Source organism: Halomonas sp. EF61 (assembly GCF_040147045.1).
GTDB lineage: Bacteria > Pseudomonadota > Gammaproteobacteria > Pseudomonadales > Halomonadaceae > Halomonas > Halomonas litopenaei.
Genome location: NZ_JAMSHM010000001.1, coordinates 1678183 through 1705113, shown reverse-complemented (window position 1 = coordinate 1705113; position 26931 = coordinate 1678183). Strand labels below are relative to the sequence as shown.

16 protein-coding genes, 2 tRNA genes and 2 rRNA genes are annotated in these 26931 nt (G+C 63.3%); 8 read left to right on the top strand and 12 right to left on the bottom strand.

Annotation, left to right across the window (positions count from 1 at the left end):
- Positions 1-56 precede the first annotated feature (56 nt).
- The 4 genes from NFI08_RS07440 to NFI08_RS07425 all read right to left on the bottom strand — a co-directional run bounded on the left by NFI08_RS07440 (position 57) and on the right by NFI08_RS07425 (position 4976).
- Positions 57-2944 (bottom strand): 23S ribosomal RNA (locus NFI08_RS07440).
- A 200-nt stretch (positions 2945-3144) separates the two neighbouring features.
- A tRNA-Ala gene (locus tag NFI08_RS07435) sits at positions 3145-3220 on the bottom strand.
- Between the two features lie 38 nt (positions 3221-3258).
- Positions 3259-3335 (bottom strand) — tRNA-Ile (locus NFI08_RS07430).
- A 103-nt stretch (positions 3336-3438) separates the two neighbouring features.
- Positions 3439-4976, bottom strand: a 16S ribosomal RNA gene (locus tag NFI08_RS07425).
- The 16S and 23S rRNA genes sit together here with 2 tRNA genes alongside, the layout of an rRNA operon.
- A 217-nt stretch (positions 4977-5193) precedes the next feature.
- Between NFI08_RS07425 and NFI08_RS07420 the strand changes: the two genes are divergently transcribed.
- Positions 5194-5472 carry a hypothetical protein gene (locus NFI08_RS07420; protein ID WP_286985465.1) on the top strand — a complete coding sequence of 93 codons (279 nt, stop codon included), beginning with the start codon at positions 5194-5196 and terminating at the stop codon, positions 5470-5472.
- Positions 5473-5616: 144 nt separating this feature from the next.
- Here NFI08_RS07420 and NFI08_RS07415 read toward each other — a convergent pair whose 3' ends face one another.
- The 5 genes from NFI08_RS07415 to NFI08_RS07395 all read right to left on the bottom strand — a co-directional run bounded on the left by NFI08_RS07415 (position 5617) and on the right by NFI08_RS07395 (position 13658).
- A complete protein-coding gene (locus tag NFI08_RS07415) occupies positions 5617-8532 on the bottom strand; it encodes an FAD-binding and (Fe-S)-binding domain-containing protein (protein ID WP_349588391.1) in 2916 nt (971 codons plus the stop codon).
- Between the two features lie 85 nt (positions 8533-8617).
- Entirely contained in the window at positions 8618-10681 is a 2064-nt protein-coding gene (locus tag NFI08_RS07410) for a hypothetical protein (RefSeq protein ID WP_349588388.1), read from the bottom strand.
- A 141-nt stretch (positions 10682-10822) separates the two neighbouring features.
- Positions 10823-11479, bottom strand: coding sequence for a LutC/YkgG family protein (locus NFI08_RS07405; RefSeq protein WP_349588385.1), 657 nt, complete (start codon positions 11477-11479; stop codon positions 10823-10825).
- Complete coding sequence (locus NFI08_RS07400; protein ID WP_349588382.1) at positions 11476-12906, bottom strand: LutB/LldF family L-lactate oxidation iron-sulfur protein; 1431 nt, start codon at positions 12904-12906, stop codon at positions 11476-11478. Before NFI08_RS07400 ends, NFI08_RS07405 begins: the two co-directional genes overlap by 4 nt.
- Entirely contained in the window at positions 12903-13658 is a 756-nt protein-coding gene (locus NFI08_RS07395) for a (Fe-S)-binding protein (RefSeq protein ID WP_349588379.1), read from the bottom strand. Before NFI08_RS07395 ends, NFI08_RS07400 begins: the two co-directional genes overlap by 4 nt.
- A 428-nt stretch (positions 13659-14086) precedes the next feature.
- Between NFI08_RS07395 and NFI08_RS07390 the strand changes: the two genes are divergently transcribed.
- From NFI08_RS07390 to NFI08_RS07380, 3 genes are read left to right on the top strand one after another with little or no spacing between them, the layout of a single operon-like run.
- The gene (locus NFI08_RS07390; protein ID WP_349588376.1) at positions 14087-14863 is read left to right on the top strand and encodes a GntR family transcriptional regulator; all 777 of its coding nucleotides are present in this window, start codon (positions 14087-14089) and stop codon (positions 14861-14863) included.
- A 3-nt stretch (positions 14864-14866) separates the two neighbouring features.
- Positions 14867-16762, top strand: coding sequence for a sensor histidine kinase (locus NFI08_RS07385; RefSeq protein ID WP_349588373.1), 1896 nt, complete (start codon positions 14867-14869; stop codon positions 16760-16762).
- A complete protein-coding gene (locus NFI08_RS07380) occupies positions 16759-18147 on the top strand; it encodes a sigma-54-dependent transcriptional regulator (protein ID WP_213227304.1) in 1389 nt (462 codons plus the stop codon). Before NFI08_RS07385 ends, NFI08_RS07380 begins: the two co-directional genes overlap by 4 nt.
- On the opposite strand, the gene NFI08_RS07375 is transcribed toward NFI08_RS07380, so the two are convergent.
- From NFI08_RS07375 to NFI08_RS07365, 3 genes are all read right to left on the bottom strand, one after another.
- On the bottom strand, positions 18111-18794 hold the full coding sequence (locus tag NFI08_RS07375) for a metal-dependent hydrolase (protein WP_045992228.1): 684 nt from the start codon (positions 18792-18794) through the stop codon (positions 18111-18113). The genes NFI08_RS07380 and NFI08_RS07375 overlap by 37 nt on opposite strands.
- Positions 18795-18946: 152 nt before the next feature.
- A complete protein-coding gene (locus NFI08_RS07370) occupies positions 18947-19534 on the bottom strand; it encodes a gamma carbonic anhydrase family protein (RefSeq protein WP_108449989.1) in 588 nt (195 codons plus the stop codon).
- A gap of 41 nt (positions 19535-19575) precedes the next feature.
- Entirely contained in the window at positions 19576-20916 is a 1341-nt protein-coding gene (locus NFI08_RS07365; RefSeq protein ID WP_222569884.1) for a sodium-dependent transporter, read from the bottom strand.
- Positions 20917-21027: 111 nt separating this feature from the next.
- Between NFI08_RS07365 and prlC the strand changes: the two genes are divergently transcribed.
- The 4 genes from prlC to NFI08_RS07345 all read left to right on the top strand — a co-directional run bounded on the left by prlC (position 21028) and on the right by NFI08_RS07345 (position 26915).
- On the top strand, positions 21028-23076 hold the full coding sequence (gene prlC / locus NFI08_RS07360) for an oligopeptidase A (protein ID WP_349588368.1): 2049 nt from the start codon (positions 21028-21030) through the stop codon (positions 23074-23076).
- Between the two features lie 60 nt (positions 23077-23136).
- The gene (locus NFI08_RS07355; RefSeq protein ID WP_045992232.1) at positions 23137-23385 is read left to right on the top strand and encodes a YheV family putative zinc ribbon protein; all 249 of its coding nucleotides are present in this window, start codon (positions 23137-23139) and stop codon (positions 23383-23385) included.
- A 277-nt stretch (positions 23386-23662) separates the two neighbouring features.
- Positions 23663-24655 carry a TAXI family TRAP transporter solute-binding subunit gene (locus NFI08_RS07350; protein WP_045992233.1) on the top strand — a complete coding sequence of 331 codons (993 nt, stop codon included), beginning with the start codon at positions 23663-23665 and terminating at the stop codon, positions 24653-24655.
- Positions 24656-24728: 73 nt separating this feature from the next.
- Positions 24729-26915 carry a TRAP transporter permease gene (locus NFI08_RS07345; protein ID WP_349588363.1) on the top strand — a complete coding sequence of 729 codons (2187 nt, stop codon included), beginning with the start codon at positions 24729-24731 and terminating at the stop codon, positions 26913-26915.
- Positions 26916-26931 lie beyond the last annotated feature (16 nt).

Genomic DNA, 26931 nt, shown 5'->3' with positions numbered 1-26931 from the left:
CATCGTATCCGTCAATTGATTCGGGACATCATCGACCAAAACCCTTTGGGTGTTATATGGTCAAGCCTCACGGACCATTAGTACCGGTTAGCTCAACGCCTTGCAGCGCTTCCACACCCGGCCTATCAACCAGCTGGTCTTGCTGGGTCCTTTAGGAGGCTCAAGGCCTCAGGGAGATCTCATCTTGAAGGGGGCTTCCCGCTTAGATGCTTTCAGCGGTTATCCCGTCCGTACATAGCTACCCGGCAATGCCACTGGCGTGACAACCGGAACACCAGAGGTACGTCCACTCCGGTCCTCTCGTACTAGGAGCAGCGCTTCTCAAATCTCCAACGCCCACGGCAGATAGGGACCGAACTGTCTCACGACGTTCTAAACCCAGCTCGCGTACCACTTTAAATGGCGAACAGCCATACCCTTGGGACCGACTTCAGCCCCAGGATGTGATGAGCCGACATCGAGGTGCCAAACACCGCCGTCGATGTGAACTCTTGGGCGGTATCAGCCTGTTATCCCCGGAGTACCTTTTATCCGTTGAGCGATGGCCCTTCCATACAGAACCACCGGATCACTAGAACCTACTTTCGTATCTGCTCGACGTGTCTGTCTCGCAGTTAAGCACCCTTATGCTCTTGCACTCACTGCACGATTTCCAACCGTGCTGAGGGTACCTTCGTGCTCCTCCGTTACTCTTTGGGAGGAGACCGCCCCAGTCAAACTACCCACCACACACGGTCCTCGAACCGGATTACGGTCCTGAGTTAGAACGCCAATGATGCCAGGCTGGTATTTCAAGGTTGGCTCCACCCCATCTGGCGACAGGGTTTCAAAGCCTCCCAGCTATCCTACACAAGCAACATCAGCGTCCAGTGTGAAGCTGTAGTAAAGGTTCACGGGGTCTTTCCGTCTAGCCGCGGGTACACAGCATCTTCACTGCGATTTCAATTTCACTGAGTCTCGGGTGGAGACAGCGTGGCCATCATTACGCCATTCGTGCAGGTCGGAACTTACCCGACAAGGAATTTCGCTACCTTAGGACCGTTATAGTTACGGCCGCCGTTTACCGGGGCTTCGATCAGGAGCTTCGCGTGAGCTAACACCATCACTTAACCTTCCGGCACCGGGCAGGCGTCACACCCTATACGTCCGCTTGCGCGTTTGCAGAGTGCTGTGTTTTTAATAAACAGTTGCAGCCACCTGGTATCTTCGACCGCGTCAGGCTCCGGTCGCGAGGACCTTCACCCTAATGCGGCGTGCCTTCTCCCGAAGTTACGGCACCATTTTGCCTAGTTCCTTCACCCGAGTTCTCTCAAGCGCCTTGGTATTCTCTACCTGACCACCTGTGTCGGTTTGGGGTACGGTCTCACAGTATCTGAAGCTTAGAGGCTTTTCCTGGAAGCGTGGCATCGATGACTTCCTGACCGTAGTCAGTTCGTCTCGCCTCTCGGCCTTGAGGATCCGGATTTACCTGAATCCTCAGCCTACCGGCTTTCACCAGGACAACCAACGCCTGGCTCACCTAGCCTTCTTCGTCCCCCCATCGCAATACTGTGAGGTACGGGAATATTGACCCGTTTCCCATCGACTACGCCTTTCGGCCTCGCCTTAGGGGCCGACTCACTCTGCTCCGATTAGCGTCGAACAGAAACCCTTGGTCTTCCGGCGGGGGAGTTTTTCACTCCCCTTGTCGTTACTCATGTCAGCATTCGCACTCGTGATACCTCCAGCATGCTTCTCAACACACCTTCATCGGCTTACACGACGCTCCTCTACCGCTCGTCATTCGACGAACCCGTAGCTTCGGTACCTGGTTTGAGCCCCGTTACATCTTCCGCGCAGGCCGACTCGACTAGTGAGCTATTACGCTTTCTTTAAAGGATGGCTGCTTCTAAGCCAACCTCCTAGCTGTCTAAGCCTTCCCACATCGTTTCCCACTTAACCAGGATTTCGGGACCTTAGCTGACGGTCTGGGTTGTTTCCCTTTTCACAACGGACGTTAGCACCCGCTGTGTGTCTCCCACGCTTGCACTCACCGGTATTCGGAGTTTGCCTCGGGTTGGTAAGTCGGGATGACCCCCTAGCCGAAACAGTGCTCTACCCCCGGCGGTGATACGTGAGGCGCTACCTAAATAGCTTTCGAGGAGAACCAGCTATCTCCGGGCTTGATTAGCCTTTCACTCCGATCCACAAGTCATCCAAATCTTTTTCAACAGATCCTGGTTCGGTCCTCCAGTTGATGTTACTCAACCTTCAACCTGCTCATGGATAGATCGCCCGGTTTCGGGTCTATTTCCAGCGACTGGTCGCCCAGTTAAGACTCGATTTCTCTACGCCTCCCCTATACGGTTAAGCTCGCCACTGAAAATAAGTCGCTGACCCATTATACAAAAGGTACGCGGTCACCAAACAAGTTGGCTCCCACTGCTTGTACGCATACGGTTTCAGGATCTATTTCACTCCCCTCTCCGGGGTTCTTTTCGCCTTTCCCTCACGGTACTGGTTCACTATCGGTCAGTCAGGAGTATTTAGCCTTGGAGGATGGTCCCCCCGTCTTCAGTCAAGGTTTCACGTGCCTCGACCTACTCGATTTCACAACACTCAGGTTTCGGTTACGGGGCTATCACCCACTATGGCCAGACTTCCCAGTCTGTTCACCTACCAGTTGTGTTGCTTAAGGGCTGGTCCCCGTTCGCTCGCCGCTACTAGGGGAATCTCGGTTGATTTCTTTTCCTCGGGGTACTTAGATGTTTCAGTTCCCCCGGTTCGCCTCTCATGTCTATATATTCAACATGAGATACCCAAGTTACCTTGGGTGGGTTTCCCCATTCAGAGATGTCCGGGTCGCAGGTCGTTTGCCACCTCGCCGAACCTTATCGCAGGCTTCCACGTCTTTCATCGCCTCTGACTGCCTAGGCATCCACCGTATGCGCTTCATCGCTTGACCATATAACCCCAAAGGGTCTGTCAATCGATGATGTCACGACAATTGCCGGATACGCTTGAAACGTATCTTACTTTGTCAGCATGATATACATTGTTAAAGAGCGTTAGAGCAAAAGCTCTAAGCGAGAGACTTGATACCGCCTGATGGCGAACAAGTATCTTGCTTAGAACTTGACGACTGTTTACTTGAGACCGAAGAAATGGTGGAGCCTAGCGGGATCGAACCGCTGACCTCAACACTGCCAGTGTTGCGCTCTCCCAGCTGAGCTAAGGCCCCATATCGATTTGGGTTGTTGACTAGAACCAGCTGAGAAATGGTGGGTCTGGGCAGATTTGAACTGCCGACCTCACCCTTATCAGGGGTGCGCTCTAACCAACTGAGCTACAGACCCATTTGTCACGCTGGGTCTTAGCATTTAACCCAAACAGTCACTGCTCTTGCTTGATCAGGTAATTCATTGTGAGCACTTACCGACAGTCAGATGACGTGTCGTTTAAGGAGGTGATCCAGCCGCAGGTTCCCCTACGGCTACCTTGTTACGACTTCACCCCAGTCATGAACCACACCGTGGTGATCGCCCTCCGAAGTTAGGCTAACCACTTCTGGTGCAGTCCACTCCCATGGTGTGACGGGCGGTGTGTACAAGGCCCGGGAACGTATTCACCGTGACATTCTGATTCACGATTACTAGCGATTCCGACTTCACGGAGTCGAGTTGCAGACTCCGATCCGGACTGAGACCGGCTTTATGGGATTAGCTCCACCTCGCGGATTCGCAACCCATTGTACCGGCCATTGTAGCACGTGTGTAGCCCTACCCGTAAGGGCCATGATGACTTGACGTCGTCCCCACCTTCCTCCGGTTTGTCACCGGCAGTCTCCCTAGAGTTCCCGACCGAATCGCTGGCAAATAGGGACAAGGGTTGCGCTCGTTACGGGACTTAACCCAACATTTCACAACACGAGCTGACGACAGCCATGCAGCACCTGTCTGAGAGTTCCCGAAGGCACCAATCCATCTCTGGAAAGTTCTCTCGATGTCAAGGGTAGGTAAGGTTCTTCGCGTTGCATCGAATTAAACCACATGCTCCACCGCTTGTGCGGGCCCCCGTCAATTCATTTGAGTTTTAACCTTGCGGCCGTACTCCCCAGGCGGTCGACTTATCGCGTTAACTGCGCCACAAAGCTCTCAAGGAGCCCAACGGCTAGTCGACATCGTTTACGGCGTGGACTACCAGGGTATCTAATCCTGTTTGCTACCCACGCTTTCGCACCTCAGCGTCAGTGTCAGTCCAGAAGGCCGCCTTCGCCACTGGTATTCCTCCCGATCTCTACGCATTTCACCGCTACACCGGGAATTCTACCTTCCTCTCCTGCACTCTAGCCTGACAGTTCCGGATGCCGTTCCCAGGTTGAGCCCGGGGCTTTCACAACCGGCTTATCAAGCCGCCTACGCGCGCTTTACGCCCAGTAATTCCGATTAACGCTCGCACCCTCCGTATTACCGCGGCTGCTGGCACGGAGTTAGCCGGTGCTTCTTCTGTGAGTGATGTCCTCCCTCGAGGGTATTAACCTCAAGGCTTTCTTCCTCACTGAAAGTGCTTTACAACCCGAAGGCCTTCTTCACACACGCGGCATGGCTGGATCAGGCTTTCGCCCATTGTCCAATATTCCCCACTGCTGCCTCCCGTAGGAGTTCGGGCCGTGTCTCAGTCCCGATGTGGCTGATCATCCTCTCAGACCAGCTACGGATCGCAGCCTTGGTGAGCCGTTACCTCACCAACTAGCTAATCCGACATAGGCTCATCCGATAGCGCAAGGTCCGAAGATCCCCTGCTTTCCCCCGTAGGGCGTATGCGGTATTAGCCTGGGTTTCCCCAGGTTATCCCCCACTACCGGGCAGATTCCTATGCATTACTCACCCGTCCGCCGCTCGACGCCTCCTAGCAAGCTAGGATCGTTTCCGCTCGACTTGCATGTGTTAGGCCTGCCGCCAGCGTTCAATCTGAGCCATGATCAAACTCTTCAGTTTAAAGTCTGATAGTCCGTTAAGCGGACCAAACTTGGCTCAAGGTTCAAACGTCTCGTTTGACGAGTCGCTTGCCTTGATATTTCAGTGACAGTGTCACTGACTCATCGGCAAGCGCCCACATGAATTACCTGATCAAATTATTAAAGAGCGTGCTCTGGGCTCTATAGAGAGCTTAAAGAGCTGCTCTTGCGGCACCCGGCCGGAAGAGCGTCTCGCTTTGCAGCGCCTGCTGGCGCAGCGCCCTGCGAGGAAGGCGTATTCTACAGAATCGAAGCGTTTCGTCAAGGCTTTCTTTTTTTCGCCGTGCAAGCGACGCCTGCAGGACCCAAGAGAAAGCGAAGCGAGCCTGACGCGCATCCTGCGATACCGTCTTGACAACTCCGATCGAGTGGCGAGCATTTTACCGATTTCTCGCTGCCCGTCAAGTGGAGAATTTTTCGAAGACTTGAAAAAGCCTTTTCAAAACAATCACTTTACCACCCTTCACCGCCTGTGACGTTTGCTCGTCGCCGGCAGCGGATGCGTACTTTACGCATCCCCTCCGCCCTTGGCAATACCCTTATGCAAAAAAGTTCATCGAGCTGTCTTCGGGGCGTCATCGACAGCGGTTCAGGCTTCAGTCACGATCTGGAGCAGGGCCTTACAGCGAGACGGTGCGCTCTTCCGATACGCCCCCTTGAGCAGTCGGCTGACTCGCGCGGTCCAGCAACTCCAGTATGGAGTGATAGGTAAGGCCGGAGTGCTGGGTCATTCCCATCTCGCAGGTTCTCGAATTGGAGACACCAAAGTCACAGCCCGCCACCTGCCCCGACAGATCGCGCAGCGATGAAGCCGTCAGTTCCGGTACGCGCAAGCCCTTGTCGCCGGCAAATCCGCAGCAACTGATACCATCCGGCACCACCACCTCCCTGGCACACGCACGCGCCAGCTCCACGAAGGAGTCGGTCAGCCCCTTGCGATGGCTGGAGCAGGTCACGTGCACCGCCACCTTGCAGTCCAGCGGCGTCACCTCCAGGCGCGGCAACAGGTGGTCATGGGCGAAGGCCACCGGCTCCTGCACCTTCAAGCGCTCATCCAGATGCCCCTCGACCTGCAAGCTGCAAGGACTGGTATCGAACAGCACCGGGAAACGACCGTTCTGGCTCGCGACCAGCAACTCCCGGTTGAGTTCGCGCGCCTTGTGCGTCGCCTCGTTATCCATCCCCTTGGAGGAAAACGCCATCCCGCAACACAGGTGGCCTGGCATTTCGGGAATGATGACGTCATACCCGGCTCTGTCGAGCAGACTCAGTACGATCTCCATCACCGCACGCGCCGAGTCGTCCCGCTTGTCGGCGCCAAACACCCGAGTGGCGCAGGAAGGGAAGTACACCACCGAATCGCGCGGCCCCTCGGTGGACGATGCGCCCGCCGATGGCCGCGACGACTTGAGCACCCGAATCGGGGCGGCGGCGGGTATCGCCGGTATCCACTGTGGGACACGCTTGCCGCTGGCCTTGTGAACACCCTGACTGGCTCGGGCCATCAAAGCGTCGCCGATGATCCCACGCCCCAGGCTGGCCGCACGCAGGCCGCCCCGGGCAATCTTGGTAGCCCCGGAGAAGTGACGCCCGATTCGCCTTGCCAATTCCTGCTTGCCGACATGACGTTCCTGGCGCATGGCGAGCACCATCTCGCCGGTATTGATACCGACCGGGCAGCGCGTCCCGCACATGCCATCGGCGGCGCAGGTGACATCGATATCGTAAAGCGCACTCTGCTCGAAGGCATCGCGACGCTCTCGCTCTTCATCGCTCAACTCATCCAGGGCTGCCAGGCGAGCTCGCTCGCGGGTCAGCACGATGCGCTGGCGAGGCGTCAGCGTCAGCTCGCGTGAAGGACACACGGCTTCGCAGAAGCCACACTCGATGCAGCGATCGACGATGGGGTCGGCCTCGGGCAATGGCTTCAGATTTTCGAGGTGCAGCGTCGGGTTGCGCGTCAGCATCACATCGGGGTTGAGCAGATGGCCCGGATCGAACAACGCCTTGATCTGCCACATCAGAGCATAGGCCTCTTCGCCCCACTCCAGCTCCACAAAGGGTGCCATGTTGCGGCCGGTGCCGTGCTCGGCCTTGAGCGAGCCACCGAAGTCCACGGCTACCAACTGGGCCACGTCGGCCATCAGCGCCTGGTAGCGCTCCTTCTCCCCCGGACGCTCAAAGCCCTGAGGGAAGACGAAGTGCAGATTGCCTTCCAGGGCGTGACCAAACAGCAGGGCGTCGTCGTAGCCATGGCGCTTGAACGCCTCGGTCAGGGCGGCGACACCCTCCTCCAGCCGTTCGATGGGAAAGGCCACGTCCTCGATCACCACGGTAGTTCCGAGATCACGCACAGCACCGACGGCGGGGAACAGTCCCTTGCGTACCTTCCAGTAGAGCGCGTAGCTGACCGGGTCTTCGGTGAAGGCGATGGGCTCGAGGGTGGTGATGCCTTCCAGCGCCTGGCCGACCTCCTCGATACGCGCCTCCAGCCGAGGCCCATCCTCCTCGCGGACATCCACCAGCAATGCCGTGGCGCCGTCCGGTAGCTCACGCAGCTGCTCCGGCATGCCCGGCTGCCGCTCCACCGAACGCAGCCCCGCACGATCCATCAGCTCCACCGCCGCCACGCCGGTGCCACGCAAGGCGATGGTGGCACGGCAGGCGCTGCCGAGATCCGGGAAGAAGATCAGGGCGGCGGCCTTGCGTGGCGGCTCCGGCACCGACTGATAGGTAATCCGCGTGATACAGCCCAGGGTACCCTCGGAGCCGATCATCAGGTGGGCCAGGATGTCCACACCGTCACGGAAATCCACCAGGCTGTTGAGAGCGTAGCCGGTGGTGTTTTTCAGGCGATACTTGTGGCGAATGCGCTTGGCCAGCTCGAGATCGGTGCGCACATTGGTCGACAGTCGCTCCAGCCCATCGAGCAGGGCCGCATGGCTTTGACGAAAGGCTGCCACGCTGTCGGCATCGGCGGTATCCAGTACCGTGCCATCGAGCAGCACCATGCGCAGGCTGTCCAGGGTCCGATAAGTATTCTGGGCGGTGCCACAGCACATGCCCGATGCATTGTTGGCGGCGATGCCGCCGATCATGCAACTGGCGATGGACGCCGGGTCCGGCCCGATCTTGCGCCCAAAGGGCGCCAGCAGCTCGTTGGCCCTGGCGCCGATAACACCGGGCTGCAGGTCAATTCTGGCACCGTCATCGAGCACCCTGGCATCGCGCCAGCCACGTCCCAGCTGAATCAGCACCCCATCGGTGATGGCTTGACCGGACAGCGAGGTACCTGCGGCGCGGAAGGTCATCGGCCAGTTGCCCTCGCGGCAGGCGCCAATGACTTCGACAAGCTCCTGTTCGGTCTCCGGCCTCACCACCAGGCTCGGCACCAGCCGATAGAAGCTGGCATCGGTACCGTAGGCCAGCCGGCGCAGCGGATCCTGGACCAATCGCTCGATGGGCAGGCGTTCGGTCAGCATCGCCGTCAACTCATCGATGGAAATGGTGGGCTTGGTGGTGGTGATGGCCGTCATGGTGCGCTCCCTGTCTGATTATTCGCTATTGCAGCCGTTCAGATACTAAAACGCCACTCCGAAGAGTGGCGTTTGGCGCTAGGGGTTAGCCCCTGACGTCGATCTGGACGATGCCGCCGCCCCCGCCATAGCCGCTGACGGTAACGTCATAGACACCTGGCTCCAGACGGGTTTCGATCAGCGAGCCGAGTTGGGTACTGCCACCGTCGTCGTCCTGGAAGAAGACGCCCTCACCCTCGAGCTCCAACAGCGTATCCACGGCGTCAGACTGAGTCTCGATGCTGATGACGCCAGCCTCTTCAACCACCAGCTGGTAGTTGAGCCTGCCGCTGGCATCGAGCTGACCGTAGAGGGTCTCGCCGGTGTGAATTTCACCCTCGGAGCGCAGTTCGCCGCTGAAGGGCGTCTGCGACAGGCTCAGCGAGTAGGTGCCGGAGCCACTGAAGCTTCGCGCATCGACACTGTAGGTACCAGCCTCGAGGATCGCGCTGATACGCGAATTGGTACCCGAGCCACCATCGTCATCGCTGGTGTCGATTCCTTCGCCGCGCAGGCCAAGCATGGCGTCGAAGGCGCTGGAGTTCATCTCCAGGGTCACCTCTGCGGCGTCTTCCAGGGTGAAACTGTATTGATTGACACCGCTGGCCCCCACCATGCCGCGCACCGTCTCTCCCTGCTGCAGCTCACCGCTGTTGCGCATTTCGCCATCGAAGGCAGTGACGTCGGTCTCCAGCCGGAACATGCCGGAAGCGACCCCCGAGTAGCTTGCCACCTCGATGCGATAGCTGCCGGGCTCGAGCACCTCGCTCAGCCGCGAATTGGTACCACCGCCGCCGTCATCGTCGCTGAGCGACACACCGTTGCCCTCGAGATAGAGCTGGGTGTCGAAGGCAGAGGACGACAGTGCAATCGTCACCTCGGAGGGCTGCTCGATGTCCAGGGTGTAGGCATTGGGTTGAAACCCGCCGGCCATGCCCTGCACAGACTCACCTGGCTCGATGGCCCCTTCGTTCTTCAATTCGCCGTCGAAGGGCGAGGTCGAAAGCTCCAGCGAATAGCCGCCGGACTCGCCCCCGTAGCCGCTGACCACCACCCGGTAGTCGCCCGGCATCAGTACGCTGTCGAGATGAGAGTCGGTACCGCTGCCCGAATCATCGACCTCGATATTGGTCTGGCCGCCGCGTACCCGCAGCACGGTGTCGAAATCGCTGGAGGCGAGCGCCAGATTGACGCTGGTGGGCTCGTCGATCTTGAGGCTGTAGGTGTTGCTGGAGGAGGCGTCGGCCAGGGTACCGGTGATGCTGTCACCGGCGCGCAGCGGTCCGGCATTACGCTCGCCGCTGGAAAGATCGGCTTGCTGCATCGACAGACGATAGCCGTCACCGACGCTGACGAAGTCATCCTGGCATTCCACGTCCACGCGTTCCTTGACCGGCTGACCAGGCGTCACACGCACCTCATAGTCACCAGGATCGAGGAACGCCTTCAGGGTCTGCTGGTCATCACCGCAGCGCGCGGCCTTATGCTCGACACCATTGCCACTGAGCACCAGCGATGCGTCAGACGCCCCGGCAAGCACCAGAGAGACCTGGCGAGCCTGCTCCAGCGAGAAGCTGTAGCTCGCCGCCTCGCCTCCCAGCGCCCCGACGACGTCCTGATCGTCGCCCAGCGTCTCGGACGCCTGGGCCTCAGTCGGCTTCAGCGAGTAGGGGCCAAAGCCTGCCATGTCGTCGCTGCTGACGACCACCAGCGAGCACCCCTCGGCGGAAGACAGCAACAGCGATGCCGGCGCCTCCTGGGTGCTGCTCGCACCTCCCTGCCACTTGCCGTCTTCGGAATACACCGAGAGGCTGGCGGCAAAGGGTGAATCGAGCCGGTACAGCACACCAGATTCGGCCTCGCCGCAGACCCAGCGACGGTCGTGGCGCGAGCCATCCTTGAGGTTGATCCCGCTTTGCGAGGTCAATTCGCCCTCAATCGCTTCGCCCAGCGCAACATCCGGCGCCTCGACAAACCGCCCGCCCTGGCTACCGCCGTCGTCCTGGCATCCGCTCAGCAAGACCGCCATGGACACCCCGCTGATCACCAGCAACGGGGAAATGGCCTTGCAAAGTGGGCGTTTCGACCCCGGACACTGCTGCTTGGACATGCCTGCCTCCATCAGTTGAATTTCGCTTCCTGCGCCGACAACAGAACATCGTCGGGAACGCACACTATAGCCAACTTGCATGACGCGCGTCAGGACGCCAATCACTCCGATGTCGCAGGCGTCGCACGCAAGCCCCGTGATTCAGGCGTCGCGCAGGATGACCACCAGCTCCCTGGGGCCATGTACGCCGTAGGCCAGCGTCTGCTCGATATCCGAGGTCTTGCTCGGCCCCGAGATCAGCAGCGCATTGGTCGGCATGGCGCTCGCCCAGCCTTGCCCGGTGACGACATCGAAGAAGGTGTCTTCGACGCTGTCGGCATCGAGCACGGCGATATGCAAAGGCGGCACCAGGCTCAGCAGACGCGGTTCATCCGGGGTCGGCCACAGCCATAGACTGCCGGTCTCGGCGATGGCGCCACGGGTGGACGTAAGACCAGCCTCGACGCCGTCGAACAGCTCACGCTTCCAGCCTTCGATGTCACGGTCGGCGTCGACCAGCTCGACCTCATGATCCGCCAGGGCCTCACGGGCCTGCTGCGCTACCGGATGCTCCCGGCCCAGCGCCAGGCGCTTGACGCCTTTGTCCGCCAGCACGCTGGCGAGGGTCTCGGTCCAGCCGGCAGAGTCACAGTGAATCACCTCGCCATGCACCGAGGAGATCCAATGCTCGAAGCGCTCGAGTCGTTCGTGGCGCGACCACTGGCGCCCGGTGACCACGCCGAAGTCACTGTCGGGGGCCGACAGCGGCCCGCCCTGGCGATCACGCAGACGACCCAGGATATTGTCTCTCGCACTCATTCGCCCTTCTCCTTGCGAAGACGCTTGATCAGCGTGTGAAGCGACGTCTTGGCCGGCTTCGGGGCGCTGCGGTACTCCGTCCAGGGCCCCAGGTGGGATGGCGCCAGCGCACGGAAGTTGCCGGCGATCAGGGTGGCGCCTCGCCAGGCCCCCGGATGGGTCGCCAGCCACTGCCAACTCTTCCACGCGGCGACCTCCTTGCGCGAGCGCTTGACGCCGGCACCGGGCACGTTGCCGACGCCGTCGCCCACGGCCTCGCGACGCAACCGCACCAGCAGGTCCGGAATCGGGATCTTGACCGGGCACACCTCACCGCAGGCGCCGCACAGGCTCGACGCCGACGGTAGATCCTTGGTCGCTTCAAGCCCCATCAGGTGCGGCATCAGGATGGCGCCGATCGGCCCCGGGTAGGTGGTGCCGTAGGTGTGACCGCCGACCCGGGTGTACACCGGGCAGTGGTTCATGCAGGCACCGCAGCGGATGCAGCGCAGGGTGTCAAGCAGTTCATCGTCCTGGTAGACCCGCGAGCGACCGCTGTCGACCAGCACCAGATGCACCTCTTCGGGACCGTCGTGTTCGTCGGCCTTGCGTGGCGAGCTGATCATGTTGAAGTAGGTGGTCACGTGCTGGCCGGTGGCGGAGCGCGTCAGCAGGGCGTAGAGCGGCGGCACGTCGGCCAGGTGCTCGACCACCTTCTCGATGCCGGTCACGGCGATGTGCACCGGCGGCGCGGTGGTGGTCAGGCGCCCGTTGCCTTCGTTCTCCACCAGGCACAGGGTACCGGTCTCGGCCACCGCGAAATTGACCCCGGACACCCCGACATCCGCCGTCATGAAACGCTCGCGCAGCTGGGCCCTGGCCGCTGCGGTCATCGCGTCCACGTCGGTGGTGCGCTCGGTGCCGGTGCGCTCATGCATGATGTCGGAGATTTCACCGGTGTTGAGGTGAATCGCCGGCATGATGATATGAGACGGCGTCTGCTCGTTGAGCTGCACCAGATACTCGCCCAGATCCGACTCCAGGGCATCGATGCCCGCCTTCTCCAGGTGGGCGTTCAGGTGCATTTCCTCGGACACCATGGACTTGCCCTTGATCACCGAGGACGCGCCATGACGCTGACAGATCTCGGTGATCAGCTCGCAGGCCTGCTCGCCGTTCTCCGCCCAGTGAACGCGGATGCCATTGGCCTCGCAGTTGGCCTCGAGCTGCTCCAGCAGGTCGGGCAGCTTCGACAGTGCACGTAGCCGGATATTGGCCCCCAGCTCACGCAGGGTCTCCAGGTCCCAGTCGTCGAAGGCCTTGCGCCGCTTGCCCATCAGGCCGTCCATCGCCTTGCGGAAGTTGGCACGGATCTGCGGATTCTCCAGCGCCTCGTGGGCCTGACGATGGAACGCCTGGGGAGTAAAGGTCTGTACAGGCTGGCTCATGAGGTCCTCCGCCACAGATAGGATGCGATGTGCTCGCCTTCGAGCGTGCTGTCGCGGTGGGCCAGACGCCCGGCGATGTTCATCAGACAGCCACAGTCGGAGGTCACGAAACGCTCTGCGCCGGCGGCTTCGATGGCACGGCTCTTGTCTTCGACCATGGCCCCGGACACCTCCGGATGGCGCACCGCAAAGGTCCCGCCGAATCCACAGCATTCGCTGGCCCGCTCCTGCTCCACCAGCTCGACCTGGCCGAGCTTGGCCAGCAGCGCGGGGCCGGTCTCGGCGAGGCCCATTTCGCGACGGGCGCTACACGAGGTATGCATGGCGACCTTCTCCGGCGCGCCTCGATCCTCAAGCGTCAGGTGGCAGACGTGCACCAGGAATTCGGTCAACTCGAACACCCGACCGGCGACCTCCCTGGCCCTTGCCTCCTCGGGGGTGCCGGCAAACAGCGAGGGATAGTGGGTACGCATCATGCCGCCACAGGAGCCGGACGGCACGATGATCGGCCAGGGCTCGGGGAACAGATCGAGCTGGGCCCTGGCCACCGCCCTGGCCTCGGTGTGATAGCCCGAGGTGTAGGCAGGCTGGCCGCAGCAGGTCTGGTCGTCGGGGAAGATCACCTCGATCCCTTCCCGCTCGAGCAGCCGAACGGCATCGAGGCCAGCCTCGGGATAGAGCATGTCGATCAGACAGGTTCCGAACAGGTAGACCTTGTCGGGGCGAGGGGGATAAAGCTTGACGGCGGTCATCGCGGGGTCCTCAGGGTCAGGCACGGCAGGACGTTGTCGTTGTTCCCGGTATCAATAGCGGCACAACAGAGGCGAGCAGGCTACCGCTGCACGCCTCGTCTGCACCGCCGGAACCGAGGCCCCCGGAGCATCATCGGTCTTGCCAACGACCGCCAGGGATAGAGTTGGAGTAAATTGGTAAAACCAATTGACAACGCCGAATCTAGGCACAGTAGGTTCGCTCTTCCAGAGTGTCAAACCAGACGCCGATTTTTGCTCGGACTTTGCGCTATACTTTGGTCTATGTCGCAACGACCGTGAACGTAACAGGTTGATAATCTGGGAAGAACGAGGATCAGGATAGGCAACAGGACAACCTCGCTTATTGGTAATACCAATTAGTTGTCGTTACACTGGCGGCCTCGTTCCCACGTCGATGATAAACCGCCATGGCCTACCAGCCCGTGCGCCAGCCTCGCCTGGCCGATGTGATCACCGAGCGCCTCGAGGCGCTGATTCTGGAAGGCAGCCTGACCCCCGGCCAGCGCCTGCCCCCCGAACGCGAACTGGCCGAGCGCTTCGGCGTCTCGCGCCCGTCGTTGCGCGAAGCGATCCAGAAACTGGCCGCCCGCGGCCTGCTGGTCAGCCGCCAGGGCGGTGGTACCTATATCACCGAGGCCCTCAACAGCGGCTACAGCGATCCGCTGCTGGAGATGCTGTCTCGCCACGGCGAGTTCCACCTGGACCTGCTTGAATTCCGAGACGCCATGGAAGGCCTGTCGGCCTACTATGCGGCGCTGCGCTCGACCCCCACCGACAGGGCGCTGTTGATCCAGCGCTTCGAAGAGCTTGAGTCCTCCTTTCTCGGCGAAGACCCCCAGGGCGAAGCCAAGGCCGACGCCGCCTTCCACCTGGCGATCGCCGAGTCCGCCCACAATGTCCTTCTGTTGCACACCATCCGGGGCATCTTCCACCTACTGGAGCGCAGCATCGTCGACAATCTCGCCCACCTGTTCGAGAAGCCGGAAGCACGCCCCCGCCTGATGCAACAGCACCGGGCACTGCTCGATGCCATCCTCGAGGGACGCGCCGAAGACGCCCAGGCCCTCTCCCACGAACATCTGGTCTACGTCGAAGAGGGCCTGCTCGAGATGGAGCGCGCCGAGACCCGCTCGCAGCGAGCGCTACGGCGCGCCCAGGTCATGCCACCGCGCCGGTCGCGCTAGTCGATGCGACGCTGGTCACGCTGGCTGAATCGCCGCTCCCTGGCGCTGGCGCTGGCGCTGGGCCTCACCCTGGTGCTGTGGCAGAGCGCCAGCCTGGCCCGCGAGCAGGCGCTGGCCTCGCTAAAGCGTGATGCTGATACCGAACTCAGGCTTTCCGCCACCGGCCTGACCGGCTACCTGTCCCGTCACGAATACTTGCCAGAGCTGCTCGCCACCCGCGAAACCGTCAAGCGATACCTGAGCGCCCCGCACGGCCAGGACGTGATGCCGCTCAACCGACTACTTAACCGTTTTCGCAGCACCACCGGTGTCTCCGACATCTATCTGCTCGACGCCGAGGGCACCACCCTGGCGGCCAGCAACTGGCACCGTCCCGACAACTTCATCGGTGAAAACTATCGTTTTCGCCCCTACTACCAGGACGCCATCGCCGGGCACTACGGCCGCTTCCACGGCCTCGGCGTGGTATCGATGGATCGCGGCTACTACTTCTCGGCACCGGTCTGGCTCGACGAGGTCAATCCCGACGCCACCCCGGCCGGGGTGATGGTGGTCAAGGTCCGCGTCGATACGCTGGAGGCGAGCTGGCAGAGTCCGGGGACCAGCCTGCTGGTGGTGGATCAGAACGGTATCGTGTTCATGGCCAGCCAACCCGAGCTGCGCCTGACCTCTCTCACCCCGCTGGCGCCACCGCGCCTGGCCGAGCTGCGCGACTCGCGGCGTTACGCCGATGAAGCGCTGAAACCGAGCGGCCTCGAGGTCCTCGATCACCTCGCCAACGACGCCAGACTGGTGGGCTTCGACAGCGGCCCGTTGGCGTCCGGGCACTACCTTGGCGTCACTCGGGACTTTCCCACCCTGGGCTGGCAGATGCATATCCTCAAGCCCATGGCCCCGGTGATCGAGGCCCAGTGGCAGGCGATGCTGATGGGGGGTGGTCTATACGGCCTGCTGGCACTGGCAGGAGGCATCGGCTGGCAGCGCCACCGACTGCGCCGGGAGCGCGAAGCCTTCGCCGAGCGTGAGCGCACCACCCTGGCGCAAGCCCGCGACGAACTCGAGCGCAACGTGGCCAGCCGGACCCGCGACCTGCTCGCCACCAATCGCCGGCTATCCGACGAAATCGAGGAGCGCCGGCGCACCGAGGCGACTCTGCGCCAGACCCGTGACGAGCTGACCCAGGCCGCCAAGCTGGCGGTGCTCGGCCAGCTCGCCGCCGGCATCAACCACGAGCTCAATCAGCCACTGGCGGCCATCCGCGCCTACGCCGAGAACGCCCGGGGCTTTCTCGCCCGACAGCGCCACGACACCGTCGACGCCAACCTCGGCGAGATCATCGAACTCACCGGCCGCATGGCCGAGATCAGCGCCCAGCTACGCCAGTTCTCGCGCAAGAGCGGTGAGCCGCCAAGCCCGGTGTCGACCCGCGCCTGCCTCGACTACGCCCTGCGCCTGTTCAAGGCACGCCTCGGCGAGCAACAGGTCGAGGTGGTGTTCGACACCCCGGAGGAAGCGCCCTGGGTACTGGCCGACCTGGTCAGACTCGAGCAGGTGCTGGTCAACCTGATCGGCAATGCGCTCCAGGCCATGGCACAGACGCCGTCGCCACGCCTGATACTGGGCGTGGCCGCCGCCGATGGCCGCGTCAGGCTGTGGGTCGACGACAACGGCCCCGGCGTCCCCGAGGACCAGCGCCGCCAGGTGTTCGAGCCCTTCTACACCACCAAGGCCCCCGGCGCCGGACTGGGGCTCGGGCTTTCCATCTCCGCACGGATCATCGATGATCTCGGCGGCCGCCTGCAGGCCGGTGTCTCGCCTCTGGGCGGAGCACGCTTTACCATCGAGCTGCCCCAGGCCGAGCACGTCCTCCCGCCCCACGATGAGAGCCACGCCACATGACCGACGAAGCCCCCGTGATGATCATCGACGACGAAGAGCACCTGAGGGTCACCCTGGGCCAGACGCTGGAACTGGCAGGCTATCGACCGCTGCCCTTTCCCAGCGCCGAACAGGCCTTGGCCACCCTGGACCGGGACTTCAGCGGGGTGGTGATCAGCGATATCCGCATGCCCGGCATGGACGGCATGAGCCTGCTCAGAGAGATTCGTCAGCGCGACCCGGACCTGCCGGTGGTACTGATTACCGGTCATGGCGACGTTTCCACAGCGGTGGAGGCCATGCGGGAAGGCGCCTGGGACTTTCTCGAGAAGCCGTTTCCCGGTGAACGCCTGGGCGAGGTCGTGCGGCGAGGCGTGGAGAAGCGTCGACTGAGCCTGGAAAACCGCTTCCTCAAGGCCGAGCTCGAGGCCCAGCAGACCGCGCCAGGCCCACGTCTGGTAGGGCGCACCCCGGCGATCAAGCGGCTGTCGTCGATGGTCCAGCGCATCAGCCAGGTCGAGGCCGACGTGCTGCTGTTCGGCGAGACCGGCGCCGGCAAGGACCTGGTGGCCCGCGCGATCCACGAGCGCAGCGCCCGCGGCGGCAAGCCCTTCGTCGCCATCAACTGCGGCGCGGTGCCCGAGAGCACCATCGAATCCGAGCTGTTCGGCCACGAGAAAGGCGCCTTTACCGGCGCGGTGGAGCGGCGCATCGGCAAGTTCGAGCATGCCGCCGGCGGCACCGTCTTCCTCGACGAGATCGAGTCCATGCCGCTGGCGCTGCAGGTCAAGCTGCTGCGGGTACTGCAGGAGCGCCAGGTCGAGCGCCTGGGCAGCAATACCCCGGTGACACTCGACATTCGGGTGATCGCCGCCACCAAGATCGACCTCAAAGCGGCCGCCGAGGCCGGCGAGTTCCGCGAGGACCTGTACTACCGCCTCAACGTGGTGACCCTGATGATTCCGCCGCTGCGCGAGCGCCGCGAGGACATCCCGCTGCTGTTTCACCACTTCGCCGCGGTGGCCGCCAGCCGCAGCGGCATGGAAGCGCCGCCGCTGGACGCGGCCGGCGTCACCGCGCTGCTGGCCCACGACTGGCCCGGCAACGCCCGTGAACTACGCAACCTGGCAGAGCGCTACGTGCTGCTCGGCAGCACCTGCGACTACCGCCTCGACGCCTTGATGGAAGGCGTCGGCAGCGACGGTGGCGAGCTGCCGCTGCCCCAGCAGGTGGAGCTGTTCGAGAAACAGCTGGTCAGCCAGTCGCTGGCCCGCCACCACGGCCGTATCAACGAGGTCTGCGAGCACCTGGGACTCCCGCGCAAGACCCTCTACGACAAGCTCAAGAAGCACGCCCTCAAGCCCGACGACTATCGCCAGCGCCCCGACACCAGCGCCACGCCCTGATCGACCAGCCCCTGCAGCGCGTCCCAGGACGGTAGCCAGGGCGCCAGACTCAGGGTCACGCACAGCATCGCCAGAGAGTTGCCGGGATCGCCCCAGTCAAACGGTTTGAAGGCGGTACCGAAAGAACGTTTCAGTCGCGCCCCGTTCAGATCCACGCTGTAGAGCTCATCGAGCAACAGATGGATGGCGAAGCCAAAGGTCAGGGCGCCGCCGTGGGCCCAGGCCATGGCGTCCGGTGGTGCGAACAGATGGTGGCTGAGCGCCGCGGTCGCCAGGCCGCACATGGCCGCCGCCAGAAGCGAGTGCCAAAGCCCCCGGTGGACGGTGAAGCGGGCAAAGATCGCGCCGGCCACATAGCGCACCGCCAGATAGATGGCGCCGCACACCAACAGCAAGGTGCCGTCGGAGAACCGCTCCTGCAGCATCACCGCGCCAGCCACCACCGCCGGCACCGCCATCAGATTGAAGATCAGCCGGATCGCCTTGGAGCTGTCGGAGTCGATATCGGGGAGGATGCCGCCCAGGGTCGTCAGCGCCAGCATCGGCAGGCTGTCGAGCGCCGACCACAGCCCCGCCTGCCAGCCGCCATGGGCCAGCACCGCGCCGCCGGCGGCGGCCACGCTGAGGTGGGTGCGGAAGTTGGCCATGCCGGGCGGACTCCTCGAAAAGGCATATACTGGATAAATGACCAGATTATCGCCCGGCAGTTCAATAGAAACAATTGGTTGGAAACATACTGGATAAAAAAACACGGACCTGCGCGGGCAGATCCGTGTTCTTCACCACTGCGGCTCTGTCGTCAGCCCTGGGCCGAGACCAGGTACTGATCCTTGAGCTTGACGTAGTTGCCTGCGGTGTAGGGGAAGAAGGCGCGCTCAGAATCCTTCAGCGGGCGCAGCGCCTTGGCCGGGTTGCCGGCGTAGACGTGGCCGCTTTCCAGGCGCTTGCCGGGGGGCACCACCGCACCGGCGGCGATGATCACCTCGTCCTCGACCACTGCCCCGTCCATGACGATGGCGCCCATGCCGACCAGGATCCGGTTGCCCAGGGTGCAGCCATGCAGCACCGCCTTGTGGCCGATGGTGACTTCATCGCCGATGGTCAGCGGCCAGCCGCCTTGATTGAAGTCGCTGGCGTGGGTGATGTGCAGCACGCTGCCGTCCTGCACGCTGGTGCGCGAGCCGATGCGAATCCGGTGCATGTCTCCGCGAATCACCGCCATCGGCCACACCGAACAGTCGTCGCCCAGCTCCACGTCACCCAATACCATGCACTGGGGGTCGATATAGACCCGCGCTCCCAGCCTGGGACTCACCCCCTGCCAGGAACGGATCACCGGATACCCCGGCGTACCATCGTGCGCTTCCGTTGCCACCCTGTCTGCCATCGCGGTCTCTCCTGAAGGTTGTGCGCCGGTCGGTCGCGGCACTACAGCAGACCGCTGAACAGCACCACCAGTACCAGCGGAATCGACACCCAGCGTACCACGGCGCGCCACACGCGAAAGCCATTGGGCCCCGCATCCAGCGCCCGCAGCGCTTCCTGCTCAGGCATCACCCAGGCGGCAAAGATGGCGATCAACAGACCGCCTAGCGGCAGGAAGATCTCCGGCGGAATGGTGCTGACCACGCCGAAGAAGTTCATCTCCCCGATCAGCTGGACGTCGCTCAGACTCGAGAACGACAGCACGCACAACAGCCCCACCAGCCATACGCACAGGCCCACCGCCAGGGCGGCCATGCGCCGCGACAGCCCCCAGCCCACCAGGGTCGAGACCATCGGTTCGGCCAGGTTGATCGATGAAGTCCAAGTCGCCAGCAGCAGCAGCAGGAAGAAAAGTCCCAGCCAGAAGGGACCACCGGGCAGCTCGGCGAAGGCCACCGGCAGGGTCACGAATACCAGTCCTGGACCCTCCCCCGGATCCATGCCCTGGGTGAACACCACCGAGAAGATCGCAATACCGGCCAGCAGCGCCACCAGCACATCAAGCACCGCCACCGCGCCGGCGGCGCCAGGCAGGCTCTGGTGGTCGGGCATATAGGCGCCGTAGGCCATCAGCGCGCAGGCCCCCACCGCCAGGGTGAAGAAGGCATGTCCCATGGCGTGCACCAGCACCATCGGCGTCAGCGCCGAGAAATCCGGGGTGAACAGCCAGGCCATGGCCGGACCGAAGCCGTCCATGGTCACGGCGTGGCCGGCCAGCACGATCAGCAGCAGGTAGAGCGCCGGCATCAGCAGGTTATTGAGGCGCTCCAAGCCCTTGGCCACGCCGGCGGCGACCACCACCATGGTCATCACCAGAAACAGCGTATGGTTGAGCGTCATCCGCAGCGGGTCAGCCAGGAAGGCGTCGAAGCCTGCGCCGATTTGCGGCGCGCTCTGGCCAGCGAAGCCTCCGCTGAAGGCCTTGACCATAAAGTCGATGGACCAGCCGGACACCACCGAGTAAAACGACAGGATACAGAACACCGTAAAGGCGCCGAACAGCCCCAGCCACTTCCAGTGGCTCGAGGTGCCGCGCTGACGCGCAAGCTCAGCGAGCGACTGCATCGGGCTGCGCCGACCGGCCCGGCCGATCATGATCTCTGCCATCATCACCGGCAGGCCCAGCACCACCACGAAGCCTACATAGAGCAGCAGGAAGGCGGCGCCCCCGTTCTCCCCGGTGATGTAGGGGAAGCGCCAGATATTGCCAAGACCGACGGCGGCCCCGGTCACGGCCAGGATAAAGGCGCGGCGCGAACTCCAGCGTTCCAGCGTTTGGTTCATGGTCTTTCGGTGTCCAGATCGAGAAAAACGAAGGCCGCAAGACTAGCACATTGAAACCGCCGGCAGTCGCCCGCATTTACTGAACCATTGTCGAATTCCCGAGAGGTGCCCATGTCCTGCAATCCGCTGCTAGAACGCCACACCCTGCCGCCCTTCGGCGAGATTCGCCCGGAGCACGTCGCCCCTGCGGTGGACACGCTGCTCGAGGAGCTGCGCGAAGGCGTCGAGAAGCTGGTGGCCGAAGCCGAGCGCGACACCCCCAGCTGGGACAGCCTGGCGGCGCCGCTGGAAGAGATGAGCGATCGCCTGGCCCAGGCCTGGTCGCCGGTATCGCACCTCAACTCGACCATGAGCACACCGGAGCTGCGCGAGGCCCACGACGGCTGCCTCGAGAAGCTCTCCGCCTACAGCACCTGGATCGGCCAGCACGAAGGCCTGTTCCGCGCCTGGCAGGCGCTCAAGGACAGCCCGGCCTTCGCCGAGCTCGACGAGGCTCGCCAGCGCTCGGTGGACAACGCCCTGCGTGACTTCCGCCTGGCCGGCGTCGACCTGCCGGCAGACAAGAAACAGCGCTCGGCGGAAATCCGCACGCGCCTGTCGAGTCTGTCGAGCACCTTCTCCAACCAACTGCTGGACGCGACCCAGGCCTGGGCGCTGGAACTCGACGATGACAGTCGTCTGGCCGGCCTGCCCCAGAGCGCCCTGGACACCCTGGCGGCCAACGCCGAGGCCAAGGGCAACAAGGGCTATCGCATCACCCTGGACTTCCCCAGCTTCTTCCCGGTGCTGAGCTACGCCGAAGACCGCGAGCTGCGCCGTGAGGTCTACACCGCCTTCGTCACCCGGGCCTCCGAGAAGGGCCCCAACGCAGGCGAGTACGACAACGCCCCGATCATGGAAGAGACCCTGGCGCTGCGCCGCGAGATGGCCGAGCTGCTGGGCTTCTCCAGCTACGCCGACTACTCGCTGGCGACCAAGATGGCCGACAGCCCCAGCGAGGTCATCGGCTTCCTCGACGACCTGGCCAGACGGGCCCTGCCCCAGGGCCAACAGGAATTCAGCGAGCTCGAGGCCTTTGCCCGTGACGAGCTGGGGCTCGAGGAACTCGCCCCCTGGGATGTGGGCTACGCCAGCGAGAAACTGCGCGAGGCCCGCTACGCCATCTCCCAGGAGCAGCTGCGCCCCTACTTCCCTGCGCCCAAGGCGGTCGCCGGGCTGTTCAGCGTGGTCGAGCGCCTCTACGGCGTGCAGGTCGAGCAGGATCCCGACGCCCCCAGCTACCACGAGGACGTCAGCTTCTACCGGGTGCTCGAGAACGGCCAGCCCATCGCCGGCTTCTATCTCGATCTCTACGCCCGGGAAGGCAAGCGCGGCGGCGCCTGGATGGACGAGTGCCGGGTGCGTCGTCGTCATGGCGTCGAGCTGCAGCTGCCGGTGGCCTACCTGACCTGCAACTTCACCCGCCCGGTGGGCGACAAGCCGGCGCTGTTGACCCACGACGAGGTCACCACCCTGTTCCACGAGTTTGGCCACGGCCTGCACCATATGCTCACCCGCCAGGAGGTGGCCGACGTCTCGGGCATCAACGGGGTGGCCTGGGACGCGGTGGAGCTGCCGAGCCAGTTCATGGAGAACTTCTGCTGGGAGCGTGAAGGGCTGGATCTGATCTCCGGCCACGTCGACACCGGCGAGCCACTGCCCGACGAGCTGTTCGACAAGCTCACTGCGGCCAAGAACTTCCAGTCCGCCATGGGCATGCTGCGCCAGGTCGAGCTGTCGCTGTTCGACTTCCGCCTGCACCTGGAGCCGGCCGCGCCGTCTGCCGCCGACATCCAGGCGCTGCTGGACGATGTCCGCGCCAAGGTCTCGGTGGTACCGCGAGTCGAATTCAACCGCTTCCAGAACAGCTTCGGCCACATCTTCGCCGGCGGCTATGCGGCGGGCTACTACAGCTACAAGTGGGCCGAGGTGCTGTCCGCCGACGCCTGGAGTGCCTTCGAGGAGGCCGGCACCTTCGACGCCGAGACCGGCACTCGCTTCCGCCGCGAGATCCTCGAGCAAGGCGGTGCCAGGGATGCCGCCGAACTGTTCAAGGCCTTCCGCGGCCGCGAGCCGAGCATCGAACCGCTGCTGCGCCACAGCGGCATCCGCGCCGCCTGACCATCCGTCTCGTCGACGCCCCCGCCACCAGCGGGGGCGTTGCCATTTATGGAGACCGACATGACCGTCAAGAAACGCTTTATCGCCGGCGTCGTCTGCCCCCGCTGCGCCGCCATGGACCGTATCCGCGCCTGGGAGCAGAACGGCGTGCGCTACCGTGAGTGCGTCAGCTGCGACTTCTTCGAACAGCTACCGATCGAGGACGACGTGGTCGAGGAGCTCGCCACCCGGGTCAACCAGGACTCCGAAGCCCCCGCCACTGAAGAGATCCAGCCGGTTCGCATTCTCGACCCCGGCAAACGCCACTGATCCAGCACGCGACGCTTTTACGCCCAAGGGTGTGCGGATATCCGCACACTCTAATTCGGCAAACGTGCGAAACTTCGGACAAAGGCCTTGTCAGCATTTTCGACCAATGTCTAAAGCGCCTTTTATAACCAACTGATTTACAGATAAATCCTTGGGTCGGGCACATCCCTTGCGATACCTCTTGCGTTGACCGACGTCCGGTCAGGCTCGGTCTTGGCGTCTAGGCTTGAGACCGCAGCACGATAACCACAACGTCCATCGCATTGGGAGACATTGCATGAGCACCTCTACCCGGCTCCTCACCGGCGTCCTCGCCACCACCTTCGCCGGCACCCTGCTGGTGTCCGCTGCCGCCCAGGCAGACCGTGAAGACTGGCCTGAAAGCTTCACCGTGGGCACCGCGAGCCAGGGCGGCACCTACTTCGTCTACGGCTCCGGCTGGGCCAACCTGGTCGCCGACCAGCTCGGTCTGTCCGGCGGCGGCGAAGTCACCGGTGGCCCGACCCAGAACCTGGCGCTGGTGCACGGCGGCGACGTGGCCTTCGGCCTGACCACCATGGGTCCCGCCTCCGACGCGGTGAACGGCAAGAGCCCGCTGGCCCCCGGCGTGAAGATGGACAACGTCTGCGCCATGTTCCCGATGTACGAGACGCCGTTCTCCATCACCGCCCTGTCCGACAGCGGCATCACCTCGATCTCCGAGATTCCCGACGGCGCTCGTATCGGCTTCGGCCCGGCAGCCTCCACCTCCGACACCTACTTCCCGGCCATCCTCGAAGAGCTGGGCGTCAACTTCGATCGCCGCAACGGCGGCTGGTCTGACCTGGGCGGGCAGCTGCAGGACGGCCTGCTCGACGTGATCGCCTTCGCCGCCGGCATCCCGATCCCCGCGGTCAGCCAGCTCGAGGTGCAGACCGACGTCAACATCGTCGAATTCACCGAGGAAGAGCAGCAGCAGGTCCTCGACAAGTTCCCGGTCTCGGCCTTCCAGATCCCGGCCAGCACCTACACCACCCTCGAGGAAGACGCCCGTGCGGTGTCCATGTGGAACTTCGCCATCGCCGGCTGCGATCTGCCCGAGGACTTCGTCTACGAGGTCACCAAGCTGACCATGGAAAACAACGACAAGATGCTCGACGTGCACCGCAGTGCCGCGACCACCATTCCCGAGAACATTCAGTACAACACCGTGCTGCCGTTCCACCCCGGCGCCGCGCGCTGGTACGAGGAAAACGGCTACGAGATCGATCCGTCCATGATCAAGCAGTAATCAGGATCACCCGCCCGCGGCCAGTCCGCGGGCGGGCACCAGGCCGGTCGTCCGTTTCTCAAGGTATCGCTCCATGACCCACACCCCAGATTCTCCCCGCGACGAGGATGCGGCCGACGCTTCGGTCGAACCCATCGTCGCCTCGGGCGTCGACGACGAAGCCGTCGAACCCAATCGCCGTGTCTTCCAGGGCGGCAAGTGGTGGCTGTTCGGCGTACTCGCCGTGGCCTACACCGTCTTTCACCTGGTCTCGCTCAATATCTACCCCATCGAGACCTGGTCGTTCCGCATCATCCATATCGCCGGCGCGCTGATCCTCGGTTTCGGCCTCTACACCGGCTCGCGCTTCGTCGAGGACGGCCAGGACGGTGCGCCGCGCTGGGCCAGCGTGATCGCCCTGGCGTTGCTGCTGCCCGCAGGCTACGCCCTGATCCAGGTGGTGCTGATGCAGCAGACCATGGCCGGCGGCGCCATGCGCATCGAGCCGGCCATCGAAAACTGGCACTACGGCGCGCCGCTGATCCTGGCCACCGTCGGTGCCATTGCGCTTTCCTGGTTTCCCCGTCAGGCCCGCCACCAGTTGCTGTTGGCCGACGTCGTGTTGATGGTCTGCGCCGCCGCCGTGGCCGGCTACCTGCTGGTGGTCTTCAACAGTCCGCTGCGCGCCTCCACCGGCACCTCCTTCGCGCCCATGGGCATCAGCTGGGCCGCCATCTCCGGCTCGCTGCTGATCCTCGAGCTGACCCGCCGCGTCGCTGGTCTGGCGCTGGTGGTGATCTCCGCCATCTTCCTGGCCTACGTCTTCATGGGCCCCTGGCTGCCGGGCTTCCTCGGCTATCCGGGGCTGTCGCTGGGGCGCTTCTTCAGCCAGGTCTACACCGACGCCGGCATCCTCGGCCCGACCACGGCGGTGTCCTCCACCTATATCATCCTGTTCATCATCTTCGCGGCCTTCCTGCAGGCCTCCAAGGTCGGTGACTACTTCGTCAACTTCGCCTTCGCCGGCGCCGGTCGCGCCCGTGGCGGCCCCGCCAAGGTCTCGATCTTCGCCTCCGGCCTTATGGGCATGATCAACGGCACCAGCGCCGGCAACGTGGTATCCACCGGCTCGCTCACCATCCCGCTGATGAAGAAGGTCGGCTATCCGGCCAGAAGCGCAGGCGCCATCGAAGCGGCCGCCTCCACCGGTGGCCAGATCATGCCGCCGATCATGGGTGCCGGCGCCTTCATCATGGCCGAGATCACCGGTATCCCTTATACCGAGATCGCGGTGGCCGCGCTGATCCCGGCGATCCTGTACTTCGCCTCCGTCTACTTCATGGTCGACTTCGAGGCGGCCCGCAAGGGCATGCGCGGCATGCGCAAGGAAGAGATTCCGCAGTTCTCCAAGCTGATCAAGCAGGTCTACCTGTTCGCCCCGATCATCATCCTGATCGCAGCGCTGTTCATGGGCTACTCGGTGATCCGCGCCGGCACGCTGGCGACCGCCTCCGCCGCGGTGGTGAGCTGGCTGTCACCCCACAAGATGGGCATTCGCTCCATCCTGCGGGCCCTCAGCCTGGCTGGCACCATGTCGATCCAGATCATCGCGGTATGTGCCTGTGCCGGCCTGATCGTCGGCGTCATCGCCCTGACCGGCGTCGGCGCGCGCTTCTCGTCGCTGCTGCTGGGCCTGGCCGGTGTCAGCCAGCTGCTGGCGCTGTTCTTCGCCATGTGCATCTCGATCCTCTTGGGCATGGGCATGCCCACCACCGCCGCCTACGCGGTGGCAGCCTCGGTGGTCGCCCCGGGCCTGATCGACATCGGCATCCAGCCGCTGGTTGCTCACTTCTTCGTGTTCTACTTCGCGGTGGTCTCGGCGATCACCCCGCCGGTGGCGCTGGCCTCCTACGCGGCGGCGGGTATCTCCGGCGACAACGCCATGGGCACCTCGGTGGCCTCGTTCAAGATCGGTCTGGCAGCCTTCATCGTGCCGTTCATGTTCTTCTACAGCCCGGCCATGCTGATGGAAGGCGACTGGCCCCAGATCCTGCGGGTCGGCACCACCGCCACCATCGGCATCGTGCTGCTGGCGGCCACCGTCCAGGCCTGGTTCTTCGGACCGGTGAAGGCCTGGCAGCGGCTGGTGATGCTGATCGGCGCCCTGTGCCTGATCTACGGCGGCATCGTCACCGACCTGGCGGGGCTGGCCATCGCCATCGGCCTGTTCGTGATGCAGCGCGCCAGCGGCGGCGGCACCCGCAGCGCCACCGCAGGCTGAACCCTGCCCCCCTTTA

Coding starts and splice junctions, on each gene's coding strand:
- NFI08_RS07415 (WP_349588391.1), bottom strand. CDS start 8,532: ATGACGGCCATCACCACCACCAAGCCCACCATTTCCATCGATGAGTTG.
- NFI08_RS07370 (WP_108449989.1), bottom strand. CDS start 19,534: ATGGCAGACAGGGTGGCAACGGAAGCGCACGATGGTACGCCGGGGTAT.
- NFI08_RS07390 (WP_349588376.1), top strand. CDS start 14,087: ATGGCCTACCAGCCCGTGCGCCAGCCTCGCCTGGCCGATGTGATCACC.
- NFI08_RS07355 (WP_045992232.1), top strand. CDS start 23,137: ATGACCGTCAAGAAACGCTTTATCGCCGGCGTCGTCTGCCCCCGCTGC.
- NFI08_RS07405 (WP_349588385.1), bottom strand. CDS start 11,479: ATGAGTGCGAGAGACAATATCCTGGGTCGTCTGCGTGATCGCCAGGGC.
- NFI08_RS07345 (WP_349588363.1), top strand. CDS start 24,729: ATGACCCACACCCCAGATTCTCCCCGCGACGAGGATGCGGCCGACGCT.
- NFI08_RS07385 (WP_349588373.1), top strand. CDS start 14,867: ATGCGACGCTGGTCACGCTGGCTGAATCGCCGCTCCCTGGCGCTGGCG.
- NFI08_RS07350 (WP_045992233.1), top strand. CDS start 23,663: ATGAGCACCTCTACCCGGCTCCTCACCGGCGTCCTCGCCACCACCTTC.
- NFI08_RS07410 (WP_349588388.1), bottom strand. CDS start 10,681: ATGTCCAAGCAGCAGTGTCCGGGGTCGAAACGCCCACTTTGCAAGGCC.
- NFI08_RS07375 (WP_045992228.1), bottom strand. CDS start 18,794: ATGGCCAACTTCCGCACCCACCTCAGCGTGGCCGCCGCCGGCGGCGCG.
- prlC (WP_349588368.1), top strand. CDS start 21,028: ATGTCCTGCAATCCGCTGCTAGAACGCCACACCCTGCCGCCCTTCGGC.
- NFI08_RS07395 (WP_349588379.1), bottom strand. CDS start 13,658: ATGACCGCCGTCAAGCTTTATCCCCCTCGCCCCGACAAGGTCTACCTG.
- NFI08_RS07400 (WP_349588382.1), bottom strand. CDS start 12,906: ATGAGCCAGCCTGTACAGACCTTTACTCCCCAGGCGTTCCATCGTCAG.
- NFI08_RS07365 (WP_222569884.1), bottom strand. CDS start 20,916: ATGAACCAAACGCTGGAACGCTGGAGTTCGCGCCGCGCCTTTATCCTG.
- NFI08_RS07380 (WP_213227304.1), top strand. CDS start 16,759: ATGACCGACGAAGCCCCCGTGATGATCATCGACGACGAAGAGCACCTG.